Annotated in this window: 24 protein-coding genes; 9 read left to right on the top strand and 15 right to left on the bottom strand. The window is 62.1% G+C overall.

Annotated features, from left to right (window positions below; all coding sequences use genetic code 11):
* Window positions 1–10 precede the first annotated feature (10 nt).
* The gene (smc, locus tag DIE29_RS07460; RefSeq protein ID WP_237269415.1) at window positions 11–3,541 is read right to left on the bottom strand and encodes a chromosome segregation protein SMC; all 3,531 of its coding nucleotides are present in this window, start codon (window positions 3,539–3,541) and stop codon (window positions 11–13) included.
* Window positions 3,542–3,738: 197 nt separating this feature from the next.
* On the opposite strand from smc, the gene dapC reads away from it, so the two are divergent.
* From dapC to DIE29_RS07430, 6 genes are all read left to right on the top strand, one after another.
* On the top strand, window positions 3,739–4,935 hold the full coding sequence (dapC, locus tag DIE29_RS07455; protein WP_114649586.1) for a succinyldiaminopimelate transaminase: 1,197 nt from the start codon (window positions 3,739–3,741) through the stop codon (window positions 4,933–4,935).
* 17 nt (window positions 4,936–4,952) lie between these two features.
* Window positions 4,953–5,774, top strand: coding sequence for a 2,3,4,5-tetrahydropyridine-2,6-dicarboxylate N-succinyltransferase (dapD, locus tag DIE29_RS07450; protein ID WP_114649585.1), 822 nt, complete (start codon window positions 4,953–4,955; stop codon window positions 5,772–5,774).
* Window positions 5,775–5,813: 39 nt separating this feature from the next.
* Window positions 5,814–6,986, top strand: coding sequence for a PilT/PilU family type 4a pilus ATPase (locus DIE29_RS07445; protein ID WP_108080085.1), 1,173 nt, complete (start codon window positions 5,814–5,816; stop codon window positions 6,984–6,986).
* A 79-nt stretch (window positions 6,987–7,065) separates the two neighbouring features.
* Window positions 7,066–8,220, top strand: coding sequence for a succinyl-diaminopimelate desuccinylase (gene dapE / locus DIE29_RS07440; RefSeq protein WP_114649584.1), 1,155 nt, complete (start codon window positions 7,066–7,068; stop codon window positions 8,218–8,220).
* A gap of 7 nt (window positions 8,221–8,227) precedes the next feature.
* A complete protein-coding gene (prmB, locus tag DIE29_RS07435; RefSeq protein WP_114649583.1) occupies window positions 8,228–9,166 on the top strand; it encodes a 50S ribosomal protein L3 N(5)-glutamine methyltransferase in 939 nt (312 codons plus the stop codon).
* Between the two features lie 9 nt (window positions 9,167–9,175).
* Window positions 9,176–9,631 (top strand): response regulator, encoded by a 456-nt coding sequence (locus DIE29_RS07430; RefSeq protein ID WP_114649582.1) that lies wholly within the window; start codon window positions 9,176–9,178, stop codon window positions 9,629–9,631.
* Window positions 9,632–9,643: 12 nt separating this feature from the next.
* Here DIE29_RS07430 and DIE29_RS07425 read toward each other — a convergent pair whose 3' ends face one another.
* The 12 genes from DIE29_RS07425 to DIE29_RS07370 form a co-directional block, all read right to left on the bottom strand.
* Window positions 9,644–10,147 carry a glutathione peroxidase gene (locus DIE29_RS07425; protein WP_114649581.1) on the bottom strand — a complete coding sequence of 168 codons (504 nt, stop codon included), beginning with the start codon at window positions 10,145–10,147 and terminating at the stop codon, window positions 9,644–9,646.
* An 8-nt stretch (window positions 10,148–10,155) separates the two neighbouring features.
* A complete protein-coding gene (iscX, locus tag DIE29_RS07420) occupies window positions 10,156–10,350 on the bottom strand; it encodes a Fe-S cluster assembly protein IscX (protein WP_102041718.1) in 195 nt (64 codons plus the stop codon).
* On the bottom strand, window positions 10,347–10,691 hold the full coding sequence (fdx, locus tag DIE29_RS07415; protein ID WP_108080090.1) for an ISC system 2Fe-2S type ferredoxin: 345 nt from the start codon (window positions 10,689–10,691) through the stop codon (window positions 10,347–10,349). The genes iscX and fdx overlap by 4 nt, the downstream gene beginning before the upstream one ends.
* Complete coding sequence (gene hscA / locus DIE29_RS07410) at window positions 10,688–12,556, bottom strand: Fe-S protein assembly chaperone HscA (RefSeq protein WP_114649580.1); 1,869 nt, start codon at window positions 12,554–12,556, stop codon at window positions 10,688–10,690. Before hscA ends, fdx begins: the two co-directional genes overlap by 4 nt.
* Window positions 12,556–13,089 carry a Fe-S protein assembly co-chaperone HscB gene (hscB, locus tag DIE29_RS07405; protein WP_108081067.1) on the bottom strand — a complete coding sequence of 178 codons (534 nt, stop codon included), beginning with the start codon at window positions 13,087–13,089 and terminating at the stop codon, window positions 12,556–12,558. Before hscB ends, hscA begins: the two co-directional genes overlap by 1 nt.
* A gap of 30 nt (window positions 13,090–13,119) precedes the next feature.
* On the bottom strand, window positions 13,120–13,443 hold the full coding sequence (gene iscA / locus DIE29_RS07400) for an iron-sulfur cluster assembly protein IscA (RefSeq protein WP_102041715.1): 324 nt from the start codon (window positions 13,441–13,443) through the stop codon (window positions 13,120–13,122).
* A gap of 20 nt (window positions 13,444–13,463) precedes the next feature.
* Window positions 13,464–13,847, bottom strand: coding sequence for a Fe-S cluster assembly scaffold IscU (iscU, locus tag DIE29_RS07395; RefSeq protein WP_102041714.1), 384 nt, complete (start codon window positions 13,845–13,847; stop codon window positions 13,464–13,466).
* Between the two features lie 25 nt (window positions 13,848–13,872).
* The gene (locus DIE29_RS07390; protein WP_108080092.1) at window positions 13,873–15,084 is read right to left on the bottom strand and encodes an IscS subfamily cysteine desulfurase; all 1,212 of its coding nucleotides are present in this window, start codon (window positions 15,082–15,084) and stop codon (window positions 13,873–13,875) included.
* Window positions 15,085–15,107: 23 nt separating this feature from the next.
* Window positions 15,108–16,268, bottom strand: a complete 1,161-nt coding sequence (locus DIE29_RS07385; RefSeq protein WP_114649579.1) for a cysteine desulfurase family protein — start codon at window positions 16,266–16,268, stop codon at window positions 15,108–15,110.
* 14 nt (window positions 16,269–16,282) lie between these two features.
* Window positions 16,283–16,765 carry a Fe-S cluster assembly transcriptional regulator IscR gene (gene iscR / locus DIE29_RS07380; protein WP_102041711.1) on the bottom strand — a complete coding sequence of 161 codons (483 nt, stop codon included), beginning with the start codon at window positions 16,763–16,765 and terminating at the stop codon, window positions 16,283–16,285.
* A 103-nt stretch (window positions 16,766–16,868) separates the two neighbouring features.
* Window positions 16,869–17,624 (bottom strand): serine O-acetyltransferase, encoded by a 756-nt coding sequence (gene cysE, locus DIE29_RS07375; protein ID WP_102041710.1) that lies wholly within the window; start codon window positions 17,622–17,624, stop codon window positions 16,869–16,871.
* Between the two features lie 44 nt (window positions 17,625–17,668).
* Window positions 17,669–18,397: an RNA methyltransferase gene (locus tag DIE29_RS07370; protein WP_102041709.1), complete on the bottom strand. Its 729-nt coding sequence runs from the start codon at window positions 18,395–18,397 to the stop codon at window positions 17,669–17,671.
* A 79-nt stretch (window positions 18,398–18,476) separates the two neighbouring features.
* Here DIE29_RS07370 and DIE29_RS07365 point away from each other — a divergent pair, with 79 nt between their 5' ends.
* Window positions 18,477–19,283, top strand: a complete 807-nt coding sequence (locus tag DIE29_RS07365) for an inositol monophosphatase family protein (RefSeq protein ID WP_102041708.1) — start codon at window positions 18,477–18,479, stop codon at window positions 19,281–19,283.
* Window positions 19,284–19,391: 108 nt separating this feature from the next.
* Here the strand turns inward: DIE29_RS07365 and DIE29_RS07360 are convergent, their stop codons facing one another.
* Entirely contained in the window at window positions 19,392–21,989 is a 2,598-nt protein-coding gene (locus DIE29_RS07360; RefSeq protein WP_102041707.1) for a bifunctional aconitate hydratase 2/2-methylisocitrate dehydratase, read from the bottom strand.
* Between the two features lie 348 nt (window positions 21,990–22,337).
* Here DIE29_RS07360 and acnA point away from each other — a divergent pair, with 348 nt between their 5' ends.
* Entirely contained in the window at window positions 22,338–25,046 is a 2,709-nt protein-coding gene (acnA, locus tag DIE29_RS07355) for an aconitate hydratase AcnA (RefSeq protein ID WP_114649578.1), read from the top strand.
* Between the two features lie 26 nt (window positions 25,047–25,072).
* Here the strand turns inward: acnA and DIE29_RS07350 are convergent, their stop codons facing one another.
* On the bottom strand, window positions 25,073–25,795 hold the full coding sequence (locus DIE29_RS07350) for a DUF502 domain-containing protein (RefSeq protein ID WP_108080096.1): 723 nt from the start codon (window positions 25,793–25,795) through the stop codon (window positions 25,073–25,075).
* A 174-nt stretch (window positions 25,796–25,969) separates the two neighbouring features.
* Here DIE29_RS07350 and DIE29_RS07345 point away from each other — a divergent pair, with 174 nt between their 5' ends.
* Window positions 25,970–26,353 carry a DUF6394 family protein gene (locus DIE29_RS07345; protein WP_102041704.1) on the top strand — a complete coding sequence of 128 codons (384 nt, stop codon included), beginning with the start codon at window positions 25,970–25,972 and terminating at the stop codon, window positions 26,351–26,353.
* The last annotated feature ends 13 nt before the right edge of the window (window positions 26,354–26,366 follow it).

Genomic DNA, 26,366 nt, shown 5'->3' with positions numbered 1-26,366 from the left:
TGCCCGTGTTTCAGGCTGTGACCGATTCGGCCATCCGCAACGCTTCGTCGATATCCACCTCGACCACCCGCGACACTCCTTGCTCCTGCATGGTCACGCCGACCAGTTGCTGAGCGATTTCCATGGTGATCTTGCTGTGCGTGATGAAGATGAATTGTGTCTGCGATGACATGCGTTTGACCATGCGCCCGTAGCGCTCGGTGTTGGTATCGTCCAATGGGGCATCCACCTCGTCAAGCATGCAAAACGGCGCCGGATTGAGCTGAAACATCGAAAACACCAGCGCAATCGCGGTGAGCGCTTTTTCGCCGCCCGACAGCAAGTGAATGGAACTGTTTTTCTTGCCCGGCGGCTGGGCAACGATCTGGATGCCGGCATCCAGGATTTCCTCGCCGGTCAGTTCCAGCCGCGCCTGACCGCCACCAAAGAGCTGCGGAAACAGCGTGCCAAAGTGGCCGTTGACGGTGTTGTAGGTGTCTTGCAGTTGTTCGCGGGTTTCGCGGTCGATGCGGCGGATGGCGTCTTCCAGGGTGCCAATGGCCTGATTGAGATCGTCGGCCTGAGCGTCCAGATAGCCCTTGCGCTCTTCGGCCTGCTTGAGTTCGTCCAGCGCAGCCAGATTGACCGCCCCCAACTCGGCGATCTCGCGCGCCAAGCGCGCCACCTCGCGCTGCAGCGCGGCCTCGCGCAGTTCCTCGGTGAGCAGCGGGGCAAGCGCGGCCTCAATCGCCCCGGCTTCGGCCAGGCGTGAGTCAAACTGTGCAGTGGCCAGCTCCGCCGCTTGGACCGCCAGACGTAACTCGGCCACTTGTTCGCGCACCGGGGCGGTTTCCTGCTCGGTACGCAGACGCATTTCCTCGAGCTGTTTGAGCTGGGCCGCTGCTTCTTCCAGCGCGTCGCGTCGCGCGCTGAGCGCCGCTTCCCGGCTGGCGCGCAAGGCGAGTGCTTCTTGCAGCGCACTTTGGCTGCGGCAAAGGTCGATGGCATCCAGTTCCTGATGACGGAGCTCGGCTTCGGCACGGATACGTTCGAGTTGTTCCGCCGCCAGTTGCAGGTTGCGGGCGATGTCTTCCAGCTTGCCGGTACATTCGCGTTCCGAAAAGCGTGCTTCTTGCAGCTCGCGGGCGGTGGCTTGCTCCAGCGCACGGGTGTTGCGCAGCGCCTGATCGCGTTCATCCAGCACTGTCATGGCTGATTCCAGGCGCTGACGCTGCACCTGGGCCAGTTCGGCCGCGCGGGCGTATTCCAGCTCGGCACGGGCCAGATGTTCGCGCTCGGTGTCCTCCTGTCGGGCCAGATCCGCCAGGTCGCGGTCGATCTGTTGGCGACGTTCCAGCGCCCGAGTCCGCGCCTGGGTCAGCTTGAGTAGCTCGACCTGCGCATCGTGCCATTGCTGTTGCAACGCTTGGGTGTCGCGGCGCAAGGCGGAGATGCGGGCCTGCAAGTCTTGCGCGCGTGCCTCGGCGGCAAGCAGCGCCTCATGTGCGCAGCCGCTGGCCTGCTCCAGGGTGTGCGCTTGATCGGTCAGGGCGTCGATTTCGCGCTGCCGTTCCATGACGCCGTGCGTGCGGTCGTCCGGCACATAATGGGTCAGACAGTGACGGGTCAGTAACTGGCCGCGGCGCGACACCAGGGTGATGCCGTCGGCAAGCTCGCCGCGACGCACCAACCATTCATCGAGATCATCGACCGCAAAAACACTCTGCAACCAAGCCCTTAGCGCCGGCTCCAAGGCCGGATCGAGCACCTCGATGCGAGCCCAAAGCGGCGTACTGCCAGCGGGTGCGGCCGCCGGTGGCAGCGGTGCGCTCTGGTGGCCATCCAAGACCAGCGCCAGCGCGCCAGGTGGCGGCTGCTCTACGAGCGCCCGTGCGGCATCGAAGTCGTCTGTTCGCAGTGCAGCCAGACGTTCGCGCAACACCGCTTCGAGAGCCAGTTCCCAACCTTCGGCTACGCGCACTGCGCGCCATAACGGGGTGAGATCGATCAAGCCGTGGCGGTGCAACCAGTCGCCCAACTCGCCTTGACAGGCCACGCGCGTCTGCAACTGCACCAGGGCGTCGCGGCGGGCGCGCAGTTCGGTGAGCTGGCGCTGGGCCTGCCGCTCATGCTCCAGCGCCGCTTTGAGTGCGGTTTGCACATCGGGCTGAGCGGCTTGCAGTGCTTGCAGCGCCTGTTGGCGGGCGTCGAGCGCTTCGCACAGCGCTTCGACTTTGGCTTCGCGCTCGCTCAACACGGCCTCATCCGGCCCATTGATGCTAGCCCCCTCGCTTTCCAGGCGGGCGCGGCGCTGGGTCAGCGCCTCCAGCGCGCGGCTGGCGCTGGCCCGATGGGCTTCTTGCACCCGCAACTGCTGTTCGGTCTGCGACAGTTCGCGGCGGGCGGCCGATACCGTGGTGTCGGCCGCCTGGCGGGCGGCTTCGGCTTCCGGCAGACGATCGGCGATTTCAGCATGACGCACCTCGGCCTGTTCGGCACGTATCGCTGCGTTTTCCTGTAGCTCGACCCAGCGGTCGCGTTCGACTGCAAGGGTTTGGCGCCGGCCCTGCCAGTGCGCAAGATCGGCATCGAGTTGATCGAGGCGCGCTTGCAGACGCTGGCGCGCATCCTGCAAATGCTTCAATTCCGCTTCCAACCGGGTCACTTCGGCCACTGCGGCGTACAGATCGCTCTGTGCCGCATGCGCCGCCTCGGCAGCGGCAAAGTGCGCCTGACGGGCTTCATCGACCGCCGCTTCCAGTGCCTGCAACCGCGCGCTGTCGGTTTCGATGCGACGAGTGGCCTCATCCAGCGCTTGGCGCAACCGATCCTGCTGGGCGCGCGCTTCGTTGCGTTTGAGCAACCATAACAACTGCTGGCGCTCGCTATGGGCAGCGCTGAGCTTGCGGTAGCGTTCGGCCACTTCGGCCTGGGCGCGCAAACGTTCGATACGCGCGCCAAGTTCGGTGCGGATGTCTTCCAGACGGGTCAGATTGTCGCGTGCATCGGCAAGACGGCCTTCGGTCTCCTTGCGGCGCTCGCGGTACTTGGTGACCCCGGCAGCCTCTTCCAGAAAGCCGCGTACCTCTTCCGGGCGCGCCTCGATGATGCGTGAGATCATGCCCTGTTCGATGATCGCGTAGGCCCGCGGCCCCAGGCCGGTACCCAGGAAAAGATCGATCACATCCTTGCGGCGTACATGGACGTTGTTGATGTAGTACGTGGATTCGCCGCTGCGCTCGAGCACGCGCTTGACCGAGATTTCCGCATAGCGTGACCACTGACCGGCGGCCTTGCCGTCGCTGTTGTCAAAAACCAGTTCCACGCTGGCGCGCGAGACCGGCTTACGGGTGGTCGAGCCATTGAAGATGACATCTTGCATCGACTCGCCGCGCAGCGCGGAAGCCCTGGTTTCACCCAGTACCCAGCGCACCGCGTCGATGATATTGGATTTGCCGCAGCCGTTGGGGCCGACCACGCCGACCAGGTTGCCCGGAATGAGCACCGTGGTGGGATCGACGAAGGTCTTGAAACCGGCAAGTTTGAGCTTGGAAAGACGCACGTCGGGTCGGTATCGGATTCGGCAGGCGGCAGGCGGCGTTCTGTGACCCGCCTGCTTGGGCGCAAAGCGCGCCATGATACCATTTCCAACCTTTTCACCTGTTACCTGCGCCGGCTTGGGAGCCGGCATCCGGGCCCGACACCGTGCCGCGATCATGGGCACGCCGGCCCTGCCCCGTCTTTGACCCGATCACCGCCGTGAATCCGAATCTTTCCCGTCTGCAGCCTTACCCGTTCGAAAAGCTACGCGCCTTGTTCCAAGGCATCGCGCCGCCAACCGGTTTGAAACCGATCCGTCTATCCATTGGCGAACCTCAACACCCAACGCCGACTTTCATCCTGCAGGCGCTGGCCGATAACCTGGGCGGCCTAGCCACCTACCCCACCACGCAGGGCTCGGACGCGCTGCGCGAAGCGATCGCCGGTTGGCTGATGCGCCGCTACGGCCTGCCGGCGATGGATGCCGGCACCCAGGTGCTACCGGTCAATGGCTCGCGCGAGGCGCTGTTCGCTTTTGCTCAGTGCGTGCTCGACGGCAGCAGGCCGGGCGCCAAGGTGCTCTCACCCAACCCGTTTTATCAGATCTACGAAGGCGCGGCCCTGCTGGCAGGCGCCGAGCCGGTGTTCCTCAACAATACGGCCGGCGGCGAGCGTTTTGGGCCGAATTTCGATTCGGTGCCGGAATCCGTCTGGCGCGATGTACAGCTAGTGTTCGTCTGCTCGCCCGGCAACCCCACCGGCCGGGTGTTGTCGCTGGACGAATGGGGCGATCTCTTCGAGCGTGCCGACCGCTACGGCTTCGCGATTGCGGCCGACGAGTGCTATTCCGAGATCTACTTCGACGAACACAACCCGCCGCTGGGGGCGCTACAGGCCGCGCACCGGCTGGGGCGCAGCGACTTTGGCAACATCGTCATGTTTTCCAGCCTGTCCAAGCGCTCCAACGTGCCGGGCATGCGCTCCGGCTTCGTGGCCGGCGATGCAAAACTGCTCAAAAACTTCTTGCGTTATCGCACCTACCATGGTTGCGCGATGAGCCCGGCGGTGCAGGCCGCTTCGGTTGCAGCCTGGAGCGACGAAGCGCATGTGCTGGAAAACCGTCGGCTCTACCGCGAGAAATTCGACCGCATCACGCCGCTGCTCGCCCCCTGGCTGGAGGTCGAACGGCCGGACGCCGGCTTCTACCTGTGGGCTCGCACACCCATCGCGGATACCGAGTTCGCCCGCCGGCTGCAGGCTGAATATAATGTGACCGTCCTGCCCGGCAGCTTTCTTGCACGTGAGGCTGCCGGCATCAATCCCGGCGAAAACTATGTGCGCATCGCGCTGGTGGCCGAACCCGGCGAATGTCTGGAAGCGGCCGAGCGCATCGTCGCCTTCTGTCAAAAACTTTGAACAACGGATAGTCCCCCATGCAAGCACTGCAAAAGATCATCGACGACGCCTTCGAGAACCGTGCCAGCCTGTCGCCGGCTGCCGCCACCGCCGAGGTGCGCGATGCGGTCGCCCAGGTGATTGCCGGCCTGGATGCCGGCACCCTGCGGGTGGCGGAAAAGAAAGAAGGCCAGTGGGTGGTCAACCAGTGGATCAAGAAAGCGGTACTGATCTCCTTCCGTCTGCGCGACAACGAACCGATGCCGGCCGGCAGTCTCAATTTCTTCGACAAGGTGCCGACCAAGTTCGGCGACTACACCCCGGAACAGTTCCAGCAGGGCGGCTTCCGCGTGGTGCCGCCGGCGGTGGTGCGCAAGGGCAGCTATATTGCCAAGAACGTGGTGCTGATGCCCTCCTACGTGAACATTGGCGCCTACGTGGATGAAGGCACCATGGTGGATACCTGGGCCACCGTGGGTTCCTGCGCGCAGATCGGCAAAAACGTGCATCTATCCGGTGGTGTGGGCATCGGCGGCGTGCTGGAGCCGGTGCAGGCCGGCCCGGTGATCATCGAAGATAATGTGTTCATCGGCGCGCGCTCCGAAGTGGTCGAGGGCGTGATCGTCGAGGAGAATGCGGTGCTGTCGATGGGGGTGTACATCGGCCAAAGCACCAAGATCTATGACCGTGAGACCGGCGAAATCCATTACGGCCGGGTCCCCGCGGGGTCGGTCGTGGTGCCTGGCAGCTTGCCTTCGGCCGACGGTAAATACAGCCTGTACTGTGCGGTGATCGTCAAGAAGGTCGACGCCCAAACCCGCGCCAAGACCGCCATCAACGAGCTGCTGCGCGGCGCGTAAGTCCCGTACTCCCGTCTCGATCCGGAGCCTGCACCGATGATGATGTTCGACAAGCTGTTTCAACTGATGGCCGACAAGCAGGCTTCGGATATCTTCATCTCGGCCGGTGCGCCCATCCACATCAAGATTCAGGGGCACACCATGCCGATCAACCAGCAGGTCATGGAGCCGTCCATGATCAAGCGGATGATCTACGAGATGATGAGTGCGGAGCAGATCGAGCGTTTTGAACGCGACAAAGAGCTCAATCTCTCTTTCGGGCGGCGGGATCTGGGCAACTTCCGGGTCAATGTATTCTGGCAACGCAACAGCATTGGCGTGGTGGTGCGCTACATCCAGGGCGATATTCCTTCGCTGGAGGCGCTGGGGTTGCCGCCGGTGCTGGCCGATGTGGTCATGGAAAAACGCGGTCTGGTGCTGGTGGTGGGGGCGACCGGTTCGGGCAAATCCACGACCCTGGCCTCGATGATCGACCACCGCAACCGCAACAAATCCGGACATATCCTGACCGTCGAGGACCCGATCGAGTACCTGTTCAAGCACCGCAAATCGGTCGTGAACCAGCGCGAGGTGGGAATCGACACCCACAGTTGGCACGAGGCGCTGCGTAATGCCATGCGCCAGGCTCCAGACTGCATTCTGATCGGCGAAATCCGCGACCGCGAAACCATGCAGGCCGCGCTGGCCTACTCGCAAACCGGGCATTTGTGCTTGGCCACGCTGCACGCCAATAACGCCTATCATGCGCTCAATCGCATCGTGAACTTCTTTCCGCTGGAAAACCGTCCCCTGCTCTATCTGGATCTGGCGGTTGCGCTCAAATGCATCGTTTCCCAGCGTCTGGTGCGCAAACCCGACGGCAAGCGCATTCCAGCCGTGGAAATTCTGATGAATACCCGCCATATCGCCGAGTTGATCGAGCGCGGTGAGCTGAACGGGGTCAAGGAAGCCATGGAGCAGAGCCTGGCACCGGGTTCGCAAACCTTTGAACAGGATTTGTTCAATCTCTTCCACAGCAAGACCATCACCCTGGACGAGGCGCTGGCCAATGCCGATTCACCGACCAACCTGCACTGGTTGATCAACAACGCCCAGCTTGCCTCCACCGACACCCAACCCCAGGGCGGCCAAGGCACGCCGATCATCGACTTTGAGCGCACCCAACCGGACGGCACGTCTTTCCGTGAGTTCACCTTGCACATGGACGATTGATACCGGCCTCGATACCTAGCGCGCAACCGGGTGCGCAAGGCCTTAGCGCCGGCAGCCTTATCATCACCACAACGACTTCATGACCCCAAGCCCGAACGCACCGACTCTCGCCCTTGCCTGCGAATTGATCGCCCGCCCTTCGGTCACCCCTGAGGACGCAGGTTGCCTGGATTTGATTGCCAGCCGTCTGGCCCCGCTGGGTTTTGTGCTGGAGCGTATCGACACCGGCGGGGTTTGCAACCTGTGGGCGCGGCGCGGTAAGGCCCGCCCTGTCCTGTGCTTTGCCGGACACACCGACGTGGTGCCGACCGGCCCACTGGAAGCCTGGCAGAGCCCGCCATTCGAACCCACGGTGCGCGACGGCATGCTCTACGGGCGGGGGGCGGCCGACATGAAAAGCTCGCTGGCGGCCTTCGTCACCGCCATCGAAACCTTCGTCGCTGCCCACCCCGATCATCAAGGCTCGATTGCACTGTTGCTTACCTCCGACGAAGAAGGTGCGGCTACCCATGGCACCGTCAAGGTGGTCGAGGCTCTTGCCGCCCGCGGTGAGCGTCTGGACTGGTGTGTGGTGGGCGAACCCACCTCGGTGGTCACGCTGGGCGACATGATCAAAAACGGCCGTCGCGGATCGCTATCGGGCACGCTGCGGGTCAAGGGCATACAAGGTCATGTGGCCTATCCGCATCTGGCGCGCAACCCGGTGCATCAGTTGGCACCGGCCTTGGCCGAACTGGCTGCCATCGGCTGGGACCAAGGCGACGAGTTCTTCCCGCCCACCACTTGGCAAGTGTCCAATATTCACGCTGGAACCGGCGCCACCAACATCATTCCCGGTCATTGCGAAGTGCAGTTCAATTTTCGCTTCGCCCCGACAAGCAGCGCAGAATCGCTCAAAACCCGCACCCATGAAGTGCTCGACCGGCATGGCTTGGAATACGAGCTCGTCTGGCAGCTTTCCGGTAAACCCTTCATCACCGGACGTGGTCGCCTGGTCAATGCGATCAGCCAAGCCATCCGCGCCACCACTGGCGTCGACACCGAACTGTCGACCACCGGCGGCACCTCGGATGGCCGCTTCATTGCCGACATCTGCGCCGAAGTGGTGGAATGCGGACCAGTAAACGCCACCATCCACAAGGTCAATGAGTGCATCGCGGTCGATGCGCTCGAGGCTTTGTCGTCCATTTACCGCCGCACCTTGGAAAATCTGTTGCTCGCGCCGGCGGGCTGAAACTGCAATGAATACCGCTCTTCCCGAACACGATCATCACGACGACCACATCCATGAACACGGTCCGCTGGCCGAGCTGGTCACCGTCCGCGACTGGCTGCGCTATGCGGTCACCCGTTTCAATCGAGGCCGGGTTTTCTTTGGTCACGGCTGCAATGATGCTTACGATGAAGCGGTCTGGCTGATCCTGGCGACACTGAACCTGCCGCTGGATCGCCTGGAGCCCTTTCTGGATGCCTGTATCACCGCCGAAGAACGTGATGAGCTCTACACGCGCATCAACCGTCGGGTAGACGAACGGGTGCCGACCGCCTATCTGGTCAATGAAGCATGGCTGGGCGAATTCCGCTTTTATGTGGATGAGCGGGTCATCGTGCCGCGCTCGTTTTTTGCCGAACTGCTCGAAGACGCGCTGGCACCTTGGGTGGCTGACCCGGAAGCAATTGGCAGTGCGCTGGATCTATGCACCGGTTCGGGCTGTTTGGCGGTGCTCATGGCACACGCCTTTCCGCAGGCCAATATCGTGGCGGCCGATTTATCCGCGGATGCGCTCGCGGTTGCACACCGCAACGTATGCGACTACGGGCTGCAAACGCGTATCGAACTGGTCCGCAGCGACGTGTTCAGCGGACTGGACGGTCGGCGCTTCGACCTCATCGTTTGCAACCCGCCTTATGTTACTGCCGAGGCAATGGCCCGTCTGCCCGCGGAATACCTGCATGAGCCGCAAATGGCGCTGGGTGCGGGCGAAGATGGACTCGACGTGGTGCGTCGCTTACTGACCGAAAGCAAGCAACACCTCAACCCCGGCGGCATTCTGGCCGTGGAAATCGGCCATAATCGTTCCATCGTGGAACAGGCCTTTCCTGACCTGCCCTTGGTGTGGCTGTCGACCCAGGGCGGCGACGATGTGGTGTTCGTTCTGCGCGATGAAGACATACCTTAGGAGAAAGCCATGCCTCCCGGACGTCCCATTTTGCTGGTCGAAGACAACCCGGACGACGAGGCTTTGACCTTACGGGCGTTTAGCAAGAATCAAATCGACAATCCGGTGGTGGTCGCGCGCGATGGCGTTGAAGCCATCGATTATCTATTCGGTACCGGCAGCCACGCCGGTCGGGATGCGGCCACCATGCCGGCGGTCATATTGCTCGACCTCAAACTCCCACGCATCGACGGTTTGGAGGTGTTGCGCCGCATCCGCGCAGATGAACGTACCGCACTTTTACCGGTCGTGGTGCTGACCACTTCGCGCGAGCTTCAGGACATCCGCGAAGCCTACCGCCTGGGCGCCAATAGTTATATCCGCAAGCCGGTGGACTTTGAGCGCTTCATTCAGGCAGTGGGACAGATGGGCGTGTACTGGCTGTCGCTCAACGAGTCTGCCGACGCCACCGGCAGCAGCTACTGAGGCCGGCTGGGCTCAGCCGGTCGGGGCATCGAGCAGTTTGTCGATGTCGCACACCAGCGCTTCGGGCGTGGTGGTCGGTGCATAACGGGCAACCACCCTGCCCTGGCGATCGGTCAGAAACTTGGTGAAGTTCCATTTGATGGCTTCGGTACCCAAAACGCCTGGCGCGGCGGCGCACAGCCATTGGTAAAGCGGATGCGCGCTGGGGCCATTGACATCGATTTTCTCGCTCAACGGAAAACTCACGCCATAGTTTTTCTCGCAAAACGCAGCAATCTGCGCCGCATCACCCGGTTCCTGGCCGCCAAATTGGTTGCACGGAAAACCGATGACGGTAAACCCGCGGTCGGCGAAGGTGTCCTGTAGCCGCTGCAGACCCGCATACTGCGGGGTCAGACCGCATTGGCTGGCGACATTGACCAGCAGCAGTACCTGCCCGCGATAACGCGCAAGTGGCATGGGTTGGCCATCGAGCGCACGCAGGGTGAATTCAAAAACCGTGCTCGCGCCGTTCATGATGTCAGTCAGGATTTTTCATTGATCCAAGCCTGTTGGATGGCTTCCAGAATCCGCTCACCGCAGTGCTTGGGATCGTCGTCGAATTCGGGCAGCGCGATGACCCAGTTCATCAGATCGACAAAATTCACTCTCATCGGGTCGACCTCCGGATGCGCATCGGCCAGTTGGATGGCGATTTCTTCGACTTCGGTCCATTTCATCCGTGTTTGCCCTCCCGAGCCATGTTGATGGTGTAGCGCGGAATTTCAATCACCAACGGGGTGTCGCCAACGATGGCCTGGCAGGACAGACGCGAGTGCGGTTCCAGCCCCCAGGCCTTGTCGAGCAAATCTTCCTCTTCCTCTTCGGCCTCATTGAGCGATTCGAAGCCTTCGCGCACGATCACATGACAGGTGGTGCATGCACAGGATTTTTCGCACGCGTGTTCGATTTCGATGCCGTTATTGAGCAGGCTGTCGCAGATCGATTCACCCGGCGTGGCCTCGATGACCGCACCCTCCGGGCATAGCTCGACATGAGGCAGTACAATGATCTGGGTCATAGTTCGATCTCGTCGACTTTATGCCCGGCCAGAGCGGTGCGCACACTGCGGTCCATGCGCCGGGCGGCGAATTCGTCGGTGGCGCGCGTCAGCGCGTCGATGTGTTGCTTGATCAGGCGATGGTCATCGCCCTCACGGGCTTGGCGCAGCGCTGCGATGGCGGCATCGATGGCGCTGCGCTCGGTAGCGTCGAGCAGATCGCCGTCTTGCTCCAGCGCCTGTGCGGTGGCTTCGAGTAGCCGGTCGGCTTCGACTTGCTGCTCCCGCAGCGCACGCGCCAGCATGTCTTGACCGGCATGTTCGACCCCTTCGCGCAGCATTCCGGCGATTTCCTCATCGGTCAGGCCATAGGAAGGTTTGACCAGCACGCTGGCCTCCACCCCGGAAGACATTTCGCGCGCCGACACCGAGAGCAAACCGTCGGCGTCGACCTGAAAGGTGACTCTGACCCGCGCGGCACCGGCGGCCATCGGCGGAATGCCGCGCAGCTCGAAACGTGCCAGCGAGCGACAATCGGACACCAGCTCGCGCTCGCCCTGCACCACGTGAAAGGCCATCGCGGTTTGCCCGTCCTTGAAGGTGGTAAATTCCTGCGCGCGTGCAATCGGTATGGTGGAATTGCGCGGGATCACCTTCTCGGTCAATCCCCCCATGGTCTCAAGGCCGAGCGACAAGGGAATGACGTCGAGCAGCAGCCAGTCATCCTCGTCCTTGCGATTGCCCACCAGCGCGTTGGCCTGAATGGCCGCACCCAGCGCCACCACTTTATCGGGGTCGAGATTGGTCAAAGGCTCCTGGCCAAAAAACTCCGCTACCGAGCGTTGAATTTGCGGCATCCGGGTCGCGCCACCGACCATGACTACGCCCTTGACATCCGCCGGAGTCAGTTCGGCGTCACGCAGGGCCTTGCGCATCGGCGTCAAAGTTTTCTTCACCAGATGCTCGGTCATGTGCTCGAATTCGCTGCGACTGACCGTCAGATTGACCTCTTCGCCGCTGTCCAAGGCCACGTTCAGCGCCGCCTCCTCACTGACCGAGAGTAGTTCCTTGACCTCCCTCGCCTTCATCAGCAGCCGCCGGGCATCTTCGGACGACGGGGGGGCGATGCCGGATTTGTCCAGGATCCAGCAAAACAGTCGGTGATCGAAATCGTCTCCGCCCAGTGCGGCATCGCCATGGGTGGCCAGCACCTCGAATACCCCGCGTGACAGCTTGAGGATGGAAACATCGAAGGTGCCGCCACCAAGGTCATAGACTGCGTAAATGCCTTCGGCTGCGTTGTCCAGCCCGTATGCGACCGCCGCTGCGGTCGGCTCGTTGAGCAGGCGCAGCACGTTCAGCCCCGCCAGGGTAGCGGCATCCTTGGTCGCCTGACGCTGCGCATCGTCGAAATAAGCCGGCACGGTAATGACCACTCCGCTCAACTCGCCGCCCAGTGAAGCTTCGGCACGCGCGCGCAGCACTTTGAGGATTTCCGCCGAGACCTCTACCGGACTTTTGATGCCCTGCACCGTGCGCAGGCGGACCATGCCCGGCATATCCACAAAGTCGTATGGACTGGATTCGACATGGGCAACATCCTTGATGCCACGACCCATGAAACGCTTGACCGAGACAATGGTGTTGCGCGGATCCTGGGCTTGTGCTTCGAGCGCCGCGCGCCCGACTTCGATGCTGCCGTCGGCCTTGTAATGCACCGCAGAAGGCAGCATCGTGCGGCCGTGCTCATCGGCCAAGCACACCGCGATGCCGTTACGCACCGTGGCCACCAGGGAGTTGGTCGTGCCCAGGTCGATCCCGGCCGCCAGACGGTGACGGTGGGGTTCGGTGGACATGCCGGGTTCGGCGATTTGCAGCAATGCCATCAGTCTTCCAGCGCCTCGAGGGCGTCGTCGATTTGGTCTTGAAGTTTGTCTATGAACATCAGCCGTCGCACGATCTCGGCTGCCGCGTGCAAGTCGTGCCGCTCGTCCAGCGCACAGCGTAGTTCGGCAAGCATGTCGCGCCCTTGTTGACGCAGGCGTTCATGCAAATGCTGAAGCTCATCTGCGTCGCCTGCGCTGCGCGCCTCTTCCAATTCCTCGCGCCATTGCATCTGCTCCATCAGAAACTCGGAGGACATGGCGGTGTTGGTTTCCAGCGCGGGGTCGATGCCAGCCAGTTGAAGTAGGTAAATGGCCCGGTTCAGCGGCTTTTTCAGGGTTTGCAAACCCTCATTGACCCGCGTGGCCCACTGCATGGCGCGACGCTTGTCGGCGTCGGGCAGATGCGCGTAGCGGTCTGGATGCACCTCGCCTTGTAAATCGTGGTAGGCGCGCGCCAGTGCGGCTTCATCCAGCTCAAAACGGCGCGGAAGGCCGAACAAGGCAAAGAAATCCTGCTTGAGGTCGATGCTCATGACCGTTTCCGTCATCCCCAGCGGCCTACGTCAAACATTGAAGCTCTCGCCGCAACCGCAAGAATCCTTGACGTTCGGATTGTTGAACTTGAAACCTTCGTTCAAGCCTTCGCGCACATAATCAAGCTCGGTACCGTCGATATAGGGCAGGCTTTTCGGGTCTACCACCACTTTGACACCGTGACTTTCGAACACCAGATCGTCATCTTGCGTCTGGTCGACGAACTCCAGCTTGTACGCCATGCCGGAACAGCCCGAAGTACGCACCCCCAGGCGAATGCCCAACCCCTTGCCGCGCTTGGCGATGAAGTTACTGACGTGCTTGGCGGCCCGCTCGCTCAGAGTGACGCCCATGTGTCGGACTCCCGTGTGATTCAGGCTTGGTACTTTTTCTTGTAATCGGCTACCGCCGCCTTGATTGCGTCCTCGGCAAGAATGGAGCAATGGATTTTCACCGGCGGCAAGGCGAGCTCTTCGGCGATCTGGGTGTTTTTGATTTCCAGTGCCTGGTCCAGGGTTTTGCCTTTGACCCATTCGGTTACCAGCGAGCTCGAGGCGATGGCCGAACCGCAGCCGTAGGTCTTGAATTTGGCGTCTTCGATGATGCCGTCTTTGCCGACCTTGATCTGCAACTTCATCACGTCGCCACAGGCCGGCGCGCCCACCATGCCGGTGGCCACGCCCTCTTCGTCTTTGCCAAAAGAGCCGACGTTACGGGGGTTTTCGTAGTGGTCCAGAACCTTGTCGCTGTATGCCATGATGTGTTCTCCTGTGTCGTGCCGCTCAGTGCGCAGCCCACTGCACGGTATTCAGATCGATGCCTTCTTGCACCATCTCCCATAGCGGGGAGAGTTCGCGCAGTTTGCCGATCTTCTTGTGCAGCAACGCGATGGTGTAGTCGATTTCTTCTTCGGTGGTAAACCGCCCAATCGTGAAGCGGATCGAGCTGTGCGCCAGTTCGTCGTCGCGACCCAGTGCGCGCAGCACATACGAGGGCTCCAGGCTGGCCGAAGTGCAGGCCGAACCGCTGGATACCGCCACATCTTTGATCGCCATGATCAGCGATTCGCCTTCGACATAGGCGAAGGAGATGTTCAGATTGTGCGGGACGCGGTGCTCCAGATCGCCATTGACGTAAGTTGCTTCGATGTCTTGCAACCCGTGCAACAGTTTGTCGCGCAGCGCGCGGATACGCTTGTTCTCTTCGGCCATTTCCTCGCGGGCAATGCGGAAGGCTTCGCCCATACCGACGATTTGGTGGGTAGCCAAAGTGCCCGAGCGCAGGCCGCGCTCATGGCCGCCGCCATGCATCTGCGCCTCCAGGCGCACCCGCGGCTTGCGGCGTACATAGAGCGCGCCGATGCCTTTGGGGCCATAGGTCTTGTGCGCCGAGAAGGACATCAAATCCACCTTCAGCGCGGACAGATCGATCTCCACCTTGCCGGTGGCCTGGGCCGCATCGACATGAAAGACGATGCCCTTTTCCCGGCACAGTTCGCCAATTTCGGCGATGGGCTGGATGACGCCGATCTCGTTGTTGACGAACATCACCGACACCAAGGTGGTATCCGGCCGGATCGCCGCGCGCAGCGCATCGAGATCGATCAGGCCGTTTTCCTGCACATCCAGGTAGGTTGCGGTAAAGCCTTCACGTTCCAGTTCGCGTACGGTGTCGAGCACTGCCTTGTGCTCGGTTTTCACCGTGATGACATGCTGGCCTTTACCCCGGTAAAAATGCGCCGCGCCCTTGATGGCCAGGTTATTGGATTCGGTGGCGCCAGAGGTCCAGATGATTTCCTTGGGGTCGGCATTGACCAGGGCCGCGACCTCTTCGCGCGCCTTTTCCACCGCCTTTTCCGCTTCCCAGCCGTAAGCGTGCGAGCGGCTGGCGGGGTTGCCGAAATGTTCGGTGAGCCAGGGAATCATTTTTTCGGCCACACGCGGATCCACCGGGGTGGTGGCTGAGTAGTCGAGATAGATCGGAAACTTGAGCATTGCGTCTCTCCGTACGCGATTCGTTAGGTCGTCGAGACCGCCATCGCGGTCAGGTTCTTCAATTGCGCCAGCGTTCCGGCCAAGCATTGGCGGAATCGCAGCAGGTCTTCGGCAGTGGTGTCCCGCCCCAGGCTCACCCGCACTGCGCCGCGCGCCATGGCGGCCGGCACGCCCATCGCCAGTAGCGTATGTGAGGGGTCGGGGTTGGCACTGGAGCAGGCCGAACCGCTGGCGCAGGCAAAGCCTGCACGGTCGAGCTTGGCCACCAGCGTCTCGCCATCGATACCATCGACCGCAAAAAACACCGTATTCGGCAGTCGCTCCACGGCCGCGGAAAAAACGGTGACGCCGCCAATTGCGCTTAACGCGGCTTCGAGTTCATCGCGCAGTGCCGCGAGCCGGACCGCTTCCTCGGCCCGACGGGCGATAGCAAGCTCGCAGGCCACGCCAAAACCGACGATGGCCGCCACGTTTTCGGTGCCCGAACGCAGACCGCGCTCCTGCCCGCCGCCGGCGATCAGCGGTGCAAGTTCCACCCGTTTGTCCAGCACCAACGCACCAGCGCCGATCGGGCCGCCGATTTTGTGGGCCGAGAGCGTGAGCGCATGTACACCCAGCGCGCGAAAATCCACCGCAATCTTGCCCAGCGCCTGCACGGCATCGGTGTGCATCCAGGCGCCCGCGCTGCGCGCCTGCGCGCCCAACGTGGCGATGTCCTGCACCACGCCGGTTTCGTTGTTGGCCAGCATCACCGATACCAACGCCGGACGGGTGGCCAAGGCGGCCTGCCAGTCCGCCTCGTCGATACGCCCTTGCCCGTCAACCGCGATCTCACGCAGGGCCCACCCTTGGCGGCGCAATTGCTGAGCAGGCTCTCGCACACAGGGATGCTCGATGGCACTGAGCGCGATCACGCCGGGCCGCATCCGCGCGGCAGCGCCTTTGATGAAAAGGTTGTTCGCCTCGGAGCCGCCGCCGGTCAACACCACTTCGGTCGGATGGGCGCCGACCGCTGCAGCCACGCGGGCGCGGGCTTCATCGATCGCCGCCCGTGCCTGACGACCGTACTCGTGCCGGCTGGAGGCGTTTCCAAAACGCCTCCCCAGCCAAGGCAACATCGCCTCACGCACCACCGGGTCCAGTGGCGTGGTGGCATTCCAGTCGAGATAGACGGGCGCGAACATGGCAACACACTCAGTCAGGCCGACACTGCCTCGCGCAGCGAACTCATGGCACGGCGGCGCACATCGACAATCACACTTACATCCGGCTCGGCTTTGATCTCGCGATTGACCAGCGCAGCCAGCGTGACCGAGGCCAGATATTCGTACATCCGTTTATTGAGATTGGTCCACAGGTCATGCGTCAGACAGACATGCTCGTCATGACAGTTTTGCTTGCCGCCGCACTGCGTGGCGTCCAGCGGCTCATCGACCGCAACGATGATATCGGCCACGGTGATGTCTTTCATGTCCCGCGCCAAGCGGTAGCCGCCGCCCGGTCCGCGCACGCTATTGACCAGCTTGTAACGGCGTAGCTTGCCGAATAGTTGTTCGAGATACGACAAAGATATGCTCTGGCGTTCGGCGATGCCCGCCAGGGTCACCGGTCCGTCGGCCTGCCGCGAGGCCAGATCGATCATTGCTGTTACCGCAAAGCGTCCCTTGGTGGTCAGTCTCATGGTGTGTCCTCGCAGGTATGAGCGGGAGACGTTGGGCAGTTCCAGTCATGGCAAATACCCGAACGTTTCGCTCAACTATACCTATCCCGACAAAAACAGTCAACTAATCGACCAATTTGGACAGCCGGGTCGGGTCGAAATCGTCGCTGGCACCGACCGTTTCGTCGAGCTTGAAACCGGCCGCCTCCAAGCGCTTGAGCAGCGCCTCGAAGCGGCGATCGGTTTCCACCGCATGATCCAGTAAGCCATGCAAGGCTTTGGACAGCGGATCATCCATGTCGCGGGTCACCCCGTAGGCTGAAAACCCCATTTGTTCGGCTTTTTGCTCTCGTGCGCTGTCGCGCGCCGGATCGAGGATGCGCGCTGGATTGCCCACGGCGGTGGCACCGGCTGGGACCGGCTTGACCACGACCGCGTTGGAGCCGATCTTGGCGCCATCGCCTACCGTAAACCCGCCAAGCACCTTGGCGCCGGCTCCCACGACGACACCTTTGCCCAGCGTCGGGTGGCGTTTCTCGCCGCGGTACAGCGACGTGCCACCGAGCGTGACCCCTTGATAAATGGTGCAATCGTCGCCGATCTCGGCGGTCTCGCCGATCACCACGCCCATGCCATGGTCGATGAACACCCGCCGGCCGATGCGTGCACCGGGGTGAATTTCGATGCCGGTCAGAAAACGGCCGATATGACTGATGAAGCGGCCGAGCCAGTGAAATCCGCGTCGCCATGCGGCATGTGCAAGACGGTGCAGCATTAGCGCATGGATGCCCGGATAACAGGTCAACACTTCCCACGTGGAACGGGCGGCGGGATCGCGCTCGCGAACGCTGGCCAGGTCTTCACGCAGGTGCTCGAACATCCGGGATGCCTCTTGCTATGGTCAATTTGAAATTTCCGACTATTTTACTCGACTTTGCGTTCGAAGCTAGTCAGCAACCCGCGCAGAATGCTCACCTCCTCGCGCTCCAAGCGGATGCGGCCAAAGAGGCGCCGCAGTCGAGGCAGCAGGCGCTTAGGATTGGCCGGGTCATGAAAACCGCTTTGCGTACTGACACGGGTCAGATGCGCGAAAAAACCCTCGACTTCATCGTGGGTTGCAAGCTGCGGTAGCGGGTCCGCAGGCGGTTGCGGAGTCAGGGCGGCGATGCGCAGTTCGTAACACAGCACTTGTACGGCCGCGCCCAGATTGAGCGACGAATACTCGGGGTTGGCTGGAATGCTCACCGGCATGCCGCACAAAGCGACTTCATCGTTGGTCAGTCCGTTGGTTTCGTTACCGAACACCAGCGCCACCTCGCCGGCAGCGGTATGCCGCAACAGTTCGGCTGCCGCCTCGCGGGCATGCATGCGCGGCAACGACAATTCGCGCCGACGCGCGGTGAGTGCCGCAGACAGTACGGTGCCGGCCAGCGCCTCCTGCAAGGTGGACACTACACGCGCTGCGTCGAGCACATCGGTGGCGCCGGAGGCGCGCGCCCACGCTTCGCGGCTGGGGTGCGCCTGCGGGGCCACCAGCCACAGCTGCGATAAACCCATGGTTTTCATGGCACGCGCGGCAGCGCCGATGTTGCCGGGGTGAGAGGTGCGGGAGAGTACGATGCGGATTCGGTCGAGCGCAAGGGCGCTGTTCATATTAGAATTTCTCGCTTTTTAGTTTTCATTTTCGCTGAAAGCCTCTCTCACGAGGCGTCCCCTACGCGAGATAACGCGCATGCACCCGACTCTGAACATTGCCGTCAAGGCTGCCCGCAAGGCTGCCAGCATCATCAACCGCGCTTCCAATGACCTGGACTTGCTCAAGATACAGTCCAAATCACCCAATGATTTCGTCACCGAGGTGGATCGTGCCGCGGAAGCGGCCATCATCGATGTGTTGCGCGAAGCCTATCCGAACCATGCGATTCTAGCAGAGGAGTCCGGTGAGGCCGGCGATATGGCCAATGCCGAGTATCAATGGATCATCGATCCGTTGGACGGCACCACCAATTTCATTCATGGCTTTCCGCAGTACGCCATTTCCATTGCGCAGACCAGAAACGGGGTGCTGGAACACGCGGTGATCTTCGATCCCAACCGCAACGAGCTCTTTACCGCGTCCAAGGGGCGCGGCGCTTATCTGAACGACCGTCGCATCCGTGTCTCCAAACGGGTTCGCCTCAACGAAGCGTTGATCGGCACCGGGTTTCCCTTTCGCCAGTTCGATCATGTGGACGCCTATCTGGCCATGTTCAAGGAACTCACCCAAAAGACCGCCGGTATTCGCCGCCCCGGCTCGGCCGCGCTGGATTTGGCGTGGGTGGCCTGCGGGCGCATCGACGGATTCTGGGAATTGGGCCTGTCACCCTGGGATATGGCCGCTGGGGTGCTGATGGTGCAAGAGGCCGGCGGACTGGTGTCCGATCTGGCCGGCGAAGCGGACTACCTGACCACCGGTAATGTGGTGGCGGGCGCTCCGAAGATCTTTGCGCAGCTACTGCCGATCATCCAGTCTTGGCGTCCGGCCACGCTCAGGGCCTGAAGCCAGGCAGCCCACCCGCACGCCGCGGCGACGGCCGGCGCGCACTGTAAACAAAAAGCCCCACCGCTTACGATGGGGCTTTCGCGAGTCGTGCGGACGAAACAAACGTCAGACTTCGACTTTCTCCGCCATTTCAACGAACTCGTCGATTTGGTCGAAGTTCATATAGCGGTAGATATCGCCCGCCTTCTTATTGACGATTTCGACCTGCTCCATGTACTCGGCCACCGTGGGAATCTTGCCCAGTAGCGCGCACACCGCGGCCAGCTCGGCCGAACCCAGATAGACACGGGTGTCGATGCCCAGACGGTTCGGGAAGTTGCGGGTCGAGGTCGACATCGCGGTGCTGCCGCGGCGAATCTGCGCTTGGTTGCCCATGCACAGCGAGCAGCCGGGCATTTCCATGCGCGCGCCAGCCCGACCGAGAATGCCGTAATAGCCTTCCTCATTGAGGATCATGGCGTCCATCTTGGTCGGCGGGGCGATCCACAGACGGGTCGGGATGTCGGTCTTGCCATCGAGCACCTTGCCGGCGGCACGGAAGTGACCGATGTTGGTCATGCACGAGCCGATGAACACTTCGTCGATCTTGTCGCCGGCAACTTCCGAGAGCAGCTTCACGTCGTCCGGGTCGTTCGGGCAGGCGACGATGGGTTCCTTGATCTCGGCCAGGTCGATCTCGATCACCGCGGCGTATTCGGCATCGGCGTCGGCCTTGAGCAGTTCGCCATGAGCGATCCAGTCTTCCATGGCCTTGATCCGGCGCTTCAGGGTGCGGGCATCCTCGTAGCCGTTGGCGATCATCCACTTCATCAGGGTGATGTTCGAGTTCATGTACTCGACGATCGGCGCCTTGTTGAGGTGGACCGTGCAGGCGGCGGCCGAGCGCTCGGCCGAGGCGTCGGTCAGCTCGAAAGCCTGTTCGACCTTGAGATCGGGCAGCCCTTCGATTTCCAGGATGCGGCCGGAGAAGATGTTTTTCTTGCCCTTCTTCTCGACGGTCAGCAGCCCCTGTTTGATCGCGTAGTAGGGAATGGCGTTGACTAGGTCACGCAGGGTGATGCCCGGCTGCATCTCGCCCTTGAAGCGCACCAGCACGGATTCCGGCATGTCCAGCGGCATCACCCCGGTGGCGGCGGCAAAGGCCACCAGGCCGGAACCGGCCGGGAAGGAAATGCCGATCGGGAAACGGGTGTGGCTGTCGCCGCCGGTGCCGACGGTATCGGGCAGCAGCAGGCGGTTGAGCCAGGAGTGGATCACGCCATCGCCCGGACGCAGAGAGACGCCGCCGCGGGTGCTGATGAAAGACGGCAGCTCGCGATGCATCTTGACGTCCACGAGCTTGGGATAGGCGGCGGTGTGGCAGAAGGACTGCATCACCAGATCGGCAGAAAAGCCCAAGCAGGCCAAGTCCTTCAGTTCGTCGCGGGTCATCGGGCCGGTGGTGTCCTGGGAGCCCACGGTGGTCATCTTGGGTTCGCAGTAGGTGCCCGGACGGATGCCCTTGCCTTCCGGCAGACCGCAGGCGCGGCCGACCATTTTTTGCGCCAGCGTGTAACCCTTGCCGGTGTCGGCCGGGGCCTGGGGCAGACGGAACAAGGTGGAAGGAGGCAAGCCGAGCGCCTCGCGCGCCTTGGCGGTCAGCCCGCGACCGATGATCAGCGGAATGCGGCCGCCGGCGCGCACCTCGTCGAGCAGCACCAGGGTCTTGAGCTGCGATTCGGCGATCACCGCACCGTTTTTGAGCGCAGTCACCTTACCAGTGGCATGATCCACTTTGAGTTCGATCTCGTCGCCCATTTCCATCTGGCCGACATCGATCTCGATCGGCAGGGCACCGGCGTCTTCCATGGTGTTGAAGAAGATCGGCGCGATCTTGGAGCCCAGGCACACGCCGCCAAAGCGCTTGTTGGGCACATAGGGGATGTCTTCGCCGGTAAACCACAGCACCGAGTTGGTGGCGGATTTGCGCGAAGAACCGGTGCCGACCACGTCACCGACATAGGCCACCACGTTGCCGCGGGCGCGCAATTCGGCCAGAAATTTCACTGGTCCGCGCACCCCCGGCTCTTCCGGGGTAATGCCCGGACGCGGGTTCTTGAGCATGGCCAGGGCATGGAGCGGAATATCGGGACGCGACCAGGCGTCCGGCGCCGGAGACAGGTCATCGGTATTGGTTTCGCCCGATACCTTGAACACCGTGATCTTTTGCGAAGCCGGCACTTCCGGGCGGCTGGTGAACCATTCGGCGTCGGCCCAGGACTGCATCACCGCACGGGCGTTGGCATTGCCTTTTTCGGCCAGTTCCTTGACATCGTGGAAGTAGTCGAACATCAGCAAGGTTTTTTTCAAACCCTCGGCGGCCACCGTGCCGACTTCGGCATCGGCCAGCAGTTCGATCAGCGGCTTGATGTTGAAACCGCCCAGCATGGTGCCCAAAAGCTCGGTGGCCTTGGCGCGGGAGACCAACGCACAGCTTTCCTCTCCCTTGGCGACACGGGCCAGGAATTCGGCCTTGACCTTGGCGGCGTCATCCACGCCCGCGGGCACACGGTAAGTAAGCAGCTCGACCAGGAAGGCTTCTTCGCCTGCGGGCGGGTTTTTCAGTAGCGCCACCAGTTCGGTGGTCTGCTGTTTGTTCAGCGGCAGAGGGGGGATGCCGAGGGCGGCACGCTCGGCGACATGGGCACGGTAGGCTTCAAGCACGGCGACTTCCTTCCTTGTTCGTGACAGGTAACGGGACGATCCGGGCTTGCCCGGACACGCTTCGAGATTATATGTCTTTTATAAGACTTGCAGTGCAATGCAACATTCAACACGATGGCGTGGCGGATTTTACCCGCCCAGGTCTCAGCATGCATCAGCGCCGCGCGCCAGATCTTTACAGACACCGAGCAAGGCGCAAGGCCAAAATCCTCTCCCCCAGGCGATGAACTATGCTACCGGTAACGGCTGCAAACCGCTGCCATCGGGAACGCACCACGCGCCGCCACGGTCCGAACGCCAGGGTTTCACCGCAGCCATCCCATCTACCTCGTCGTCAGGGAGCACGCCATGTCAATCACAACCTTCGATACGCTCAGGACCTTCTTCACCCCGTCGGGGCGCAGCGGTCTGCTACATGATCTCGCTGCGTTGGAACGCGCCGGCCTGGGGCGGATTTCGCGCCTGCCGGTATCCATCCGCATTGTGCTCGAAGCGGTATTGCGCCACTGCGATGGCCGTAAGGTCACGGCGGAGCATGTGCGCCAACTGGCCGGTTGGCAGCCGGATGCGCCGCGCAGCGAGGAGATTCCGTTCGTCGTCGCCCGCGTGGTGCTACAAGACTTCACCGGCGTGCCGCTGCTTGCCGATCTGGCCGCCATGCGCAACGTGGCCGCGGACATGGGCCAAGACCCGAAGAAAATCGAGCCGCTGGTGCCGGTGGATCTGGTAGTGGACCACTCGGTGCAAGTGGACCACTACGGCACACCGCAAGCGCTGCGCCAGAACATGGAGCTGGAGTTCAAGCGCAACCGGGAACGCTACCAGTTCATGAAATGGGGTATGCAGGCGTTCAATACCTTCAAGGTGGTGCCGCCGGGCATCGGTATCGTGCATCAGGTCAATCTGGAATACCTGTTCCGCGGCGTGCGCAGCACCGATACCCCCCAAGGCACACTGTATTTTCCCGATACCCTGGTCGGCACCGATTCGCACACCACCATGATCAACGGCGTCGGCGTGGTGGGCTGGGGCGTGGGCGGCATCGAAGCCGAAGCAGCCATGCTTGGCCAACCGGTGTATTTTCTGACCCCCGATGTGATCGGCGTGGAACTCAAGGGCCGCTTGCGTGAAGGGGTGACTGCCACCGATCTGGTGCTGACCGTCACCGAGATGCTGCGGCGCGAAAAAGTGGTGGGCAAGTTCGTGGAGTTCTTTGGCGAAGGCACCGCCAGCCTGTCGGTGACCGACCGCGCCACCCTTGCCAACATGGCGCCCGAATACGGCGCGACCATGGGCTTTTTCCCGGTCGATGACAAAACCGTGGCGTATATGCGCGGCACCGGGCGCAGTGAGGAAGAATGCGAGCTGTTCGAAGCCTGGTTCCGCGCCCAAGGCATGTTCGGCATACCGCGCGCCGGCGAGCTGGACTATACCCGTGTGCTGACCCTGGATTTGGCCGACATCGTGCCTTCGCTGGCCGGGCCGAAGCGCCCGCAGGACCGCATTGCGCTCGCCGACATGGCCGCCACCTTCAACAGCTTGCTGGTCGCCCCCGAGGTGGACGGTGGCTTTGGTCAGTCCGAAGCGTCGCTCGGCACACGCTTTCCCACCGGCCTGCCGGGTGTCACCCTGGGGCACGGCGATGTGCTGATCGCAGCGATCACCTCTTGCACCAACACCAGCAATCCGGCGGTGCTGATCGCTGCCGGGCTGCTGGCCAAAAAGGCGGTGGCAAAAGGATTGCGGGTTGCGCCGCACATCAAGACCTCGCTTGCACCCGGTTCGCGCGTGGTTACCGAATATCTGGACAAGGCCGGCCTGCTCGAACCGCTGGCCCAGTTGGGTTTTGCGCTCGCCGGTTATGGTTGCACAACCTGTATCGGCAATGCCGGCGATCTGGCGCCGGCGCTCAACGAAGCGATCAATGACCACAAGGTGGTTGCCGCCGCCGTGCTGTCTGGCAACCGCAACTTCGAAGCGCGCATCCACCCCAACATCCGCGCCAATTTCCTTGCCTCACCGCCGCTGGTCGTCGCGTTTGCCATTGCCGGGCGCGTGAACGTCGACCTCGAAAACGACCCGCTGGGTACCGGCGTCGATGGGCGGCCGGTGTATCTGCGCGACATTTGGCCCAGCTCGGAAGAGATCGATGCAGTCATGCCCTACGCGATGGATGCGGCCACGTATCGCCGCCTGTATGCCGATTTCACCCGCGACCATGATTTATGGAACGCAATTCCGGCGCCGGGCGGCCAAGTCTATGACTGGCCGGCCTCCACCTACATCGCCCGCCCGCCTTTTTTTGACCGCTTCGGTATGAAGCCGGGCCACATTGGCGACATTACCGGCGCGCGCGCCTTGTTGCTGCTGGGCGATTCGGTGACCACCGACCATATTTCGCCTGCTGGCGCTTTCGGGGAAAACACACCTGCCGGCCAATGGCTGAAGTCACAGGGCGTAGCGCGCAAGGATTTCAACTCTTACGGCTCGCGGCGCGGTCATCACGAGGTGATGGTGCGCGGCACGTTTGCCAACGTGCGGATCAAAAACCTGATGATTCCGCCGCGTGCCGACGGCTCGCGGGTCGAGGGCGGTTACACCTTGCTCGATGGCAAGCAGACCACGGTGTTCGAAGCGGCCTGCGCCTGGCAGCAGCGCGGCGTGCCCACCATTGTCTTTGCCGGTGAAGAATACGGTACCGGCTCCAGCCGCGACTGGGCCGCCAAAGGTACCGCGCTGCTCGGCATCAAAGCGGTGGTGGCCAAAAGCTTTGAGCGTATCCACCGCTCCAACCTGGTCGGCATGGGTGTGCTGCCCCTGCAGTTCAAACATGACGACAGTTGGCAAAAGCTGGGGCTTACCGGCGAGGAGCGCTTTGACATCCTTGGCATTGCGGCCGATTTGCGACCACAGCAGGACCTCGTTTTGGTGATTCATGGTACCGACGGCAGCCGGCGTGAGGTGCCGGTGCTTTGTCGCATCGACACCCCGATCGAGGTGGACTACTACCGCCACGGCGGCATTCTGCCTTACGTGTTGCGCGAAATCCTGGCCTGAAGCCCTGCGCCTCGGCCACTAGCCAATCAATCCGGCGATCTCCCTGCGGCAGGCGGTTGCGGCCGCAGGGCGGCAAGGTCCGCAGCAGGTGGATTTCTGAAACGGATCTGTTCGGGCGAGGTGGCGCCGCCGGTCATCACGAAGCTCATGGCCTCATCCATGGTCCAGTCGGTGGATACCACCTGGGAAATAGGCACGATTTCGATGTAACCCGAGGTCGGGTTGGGCGATGTGGGCACATATACCGCGGCCAACTCTTCGCCGGTGGCCTCATCGCGGATGACTCGGGTGACGAACCCCACCGCCTTCATCTGTTCGGACGGGAAATTGATCAACACCACCCGTTGTACGCCGGCGGGTTTTTCCTTGACCGCGGCCAGAAAGCGTTTGGTTCCGCCGTAAATGGCGGCCACTAGTGGAATACTTTGCACCAGCCGCTCCATCCAGTCGATGATGCGCTGACCGATCACCTGCGTGGCCAACCAACCCAACAGATAAAACACCAGCACGGTAAACACCACGCCGAGAAAGGATTGAAACAACGGCTGCAGCAACACATCGGCCACGCCCGGCGCCGGCCCGCGTAGTGCGCGCGCCAGCGCCACCACCCAAGGTATGCCCATTTTGGACAACTGCGAAAACAGAAAATCGAACACCAGCCAAGTCACCCACAAGGGCGCTGCAGTGAGCACGCCGACGATCAAGTAGCGGCGGGTGTGCTTGAAGCGTTCATGCGATTTGGCAGTCATCGTGTCAGGGTTCCGTAATCGGCATTGGCGACGCAGCCAAGTGTAACAAGCTCCACGGGCGCTAAGATGCGCGCATTGCCGGCTCCGAATGCAGCCCCCAAGAGCCCGGCAACGGTCACAAAGCGCCAAGCAAATCCCTATAATGGCCGCAAAACCAGCGATTCGGACGCCAACGTGAACCTGGAAAAAGTCATCTTCGGCTTCTTCATCGTGCTCGCCGCCACGCTCAATTTCGGCTTTTTCATCGGCGACATCGACAACCCCGCCCATCACGACATCTACGAGTTGTTTGCCGCCATCGTGGTCAGCCTGATCGCCACCGTGCTCAAGCTGGGCGACCGCACACAGATCGGCGCGGTGCATTTATCCACCAGCCTGGTGGCGGACCTGCAACTGATTGCCGCGGCCCTGGTGTGGGGCTATGCGGCGCACATTTCGGCAAGCGGGTTGACGCCGGAGATGACGGCAAAAATCGTCTCACTATCCGGTGGTGCGCTGCTGGCCAACTTTATCTCGGTCATCATTCTGATCGCCGAGACCATCATGCAGCGACGTTGAGGGCTGGCGGGCC

It is taken from the genome of Pseudothauera hydrothermalis, from assembly GCF_003345255.1.
Lineage (GTDB): Bacteria > Pseudomonadota > Gammaproteobacteria > Burkholderiales > Rhodocyclaceae > Pseudothauera > Pseudothauera hydrothermalis.
Note: the sequence above shows the minus strand (reverse complement) of the source record. Positions and strands in the feature narration are given on the sequence as shown.

What these genes read in the sequence shown, in the direction of transcription:
- hscA (WP_114649580.1), bottom strand. Translation starts at nt 12,556, where the DNA reads ATGGCATTGCTGCAAATCGCCGAACCCGGCATGTCCACCGAACCCCAC.
- DIE29_RS07390 (WP_108080092.1), bottom strand. Translation starts at nt 15,084, where the DNA reads ATGCTCAAGTTTCCGATCTATCTCGACTACTCAGCCACCACCCCGGTG.
- fdx (WP_108080090.1), bottom strand. Translation starts at nt 10,691, where the DNA reads ATGACCCAGATCATTGTACTGCCTCATGTCGAGCTATGCCCGGAGGGT.
- DIE29_RS07425 (WP_114649581.1), bottom strand. Translation starts at nt 10,147, where the DNA reads ATGAACGGCGCGAGCACGGTTTTTGAATTCACCCTGCGTGCGCTCGAT.
- dapE (WP_114649584.1), top strand. Translation starts at nt 7,066, where the DNA reads ATGACCCCAAGCCCGAACGCACCGACTCTCGCCCTTGCCTGCGAATTG.
- DIE29_RS07385 (WP_114649579.1), bottom strand. Translation starts at nt 16,268, where the DNA reads ATGTTCGCGCCCGTCTATCTCGACTGGAATGCCACCACGCCACTGGAC.
- DIE29_RS07370 (WP_102041709.1), bottom strand. Translation starts at nt 18,397, where the DNA reads ATGAACAGCGCCCTTGCGCTCGACCGAATCCGCATCGTACTCTCCCGC.
- acnA (WP_114649578.1), top strand. Translation starts at nt 22,338, where the DNA reads ATGTCAATCACAACCTTCGATACGCTCAGGACCTTCTTCACCCCGTCG.
- DIE29_RS07365 (WP_102041708.1), top strand. Translation starts at nt 18,477, where the DNA reads ATGCACCCGACTCTGAACATTGCCGTCAAGGCTGCCCGCAAGGCTGCC.
- cysE (WP_102041710.1), bottom strand. Translation starts at nt 17,624, where the DNA reads ATGTTCGAGCACCTGCGTGAAGACCTGGCCAGCGTTCGCGAGCGCGAT.
- prmB (WP_114649583.1), top strand. Translation starts at nt 8,228, where the DNA reads ATGAATACCGCTCTTCCCGAACACGATCATCACGACGACCACATCCAT.
- iscR (WP_102041711.1), bottom strand. Translation starts at nt 16,765, where the DNA reads ATGAGACTGACCACCAAGGGACGCTTTGCGGTAACAGCAATGATCGAT.
- iscU (WP_102041714.1), bottom strand. Translation starts at nt 13,847, where the DNA reads ATGGCATACAGCGACAAGGTTCTGGACCACTACGAAAACCCCCGTAAC.
- DIE29_RS07445 (WP_108080085.1), top strand. Translation starts at nt 5,814, where the DNA reads ATGATGTTCGACAAGCTGTTTCAACTGATGGCCGACAAGCAGGCTTCG.
- dapD (WP_114649585.1), top strand. Translation starts at nt 4,953, where the DNA reads ATGCAAGCACTGCAAAAGATCATCGACGACGCCTTCGAGAACCGTGCC.
- iscA (WP_102041715.1), bottom strand. Translation starts at nt 13,443, where the DNA reads ATGGGCGTCACTCTGAGCGAGCGGGCCGCCAAGCACGTCAGTAACTTC.
- DIE29_RS07350 (WP_108080096.1), bottom strand. Translation starts at nt 25,795, where the DNA reads ATGACTGCCAAATCGCATGAACGCTTCAAGCACACCCGCCGCTACTTG.
- DIE29_RS07430 (WP_114649582.1), top strand. Translation starts at nt 9,176, where the DNA reads ATGCCTCCCGGACGTCCCATTTTGCTGGTCGAAGACAACCCGGACGAC.
- iscX (WP_102041718.1), bottom strand. Translation starts at nt 10,350, where the DNA reads ATGAAATGGACCGAAGTCGAAGAAATCGCCATCCAACTGGCCGATGCG.
- hscB (WP_108081067.1), bottom strand. Translation starts at nt 13,089, where the DNA reads ATGAGCATCGACCTCAAGCAGGATTTCTTTGCCTTGTTCGGCCTTCCG.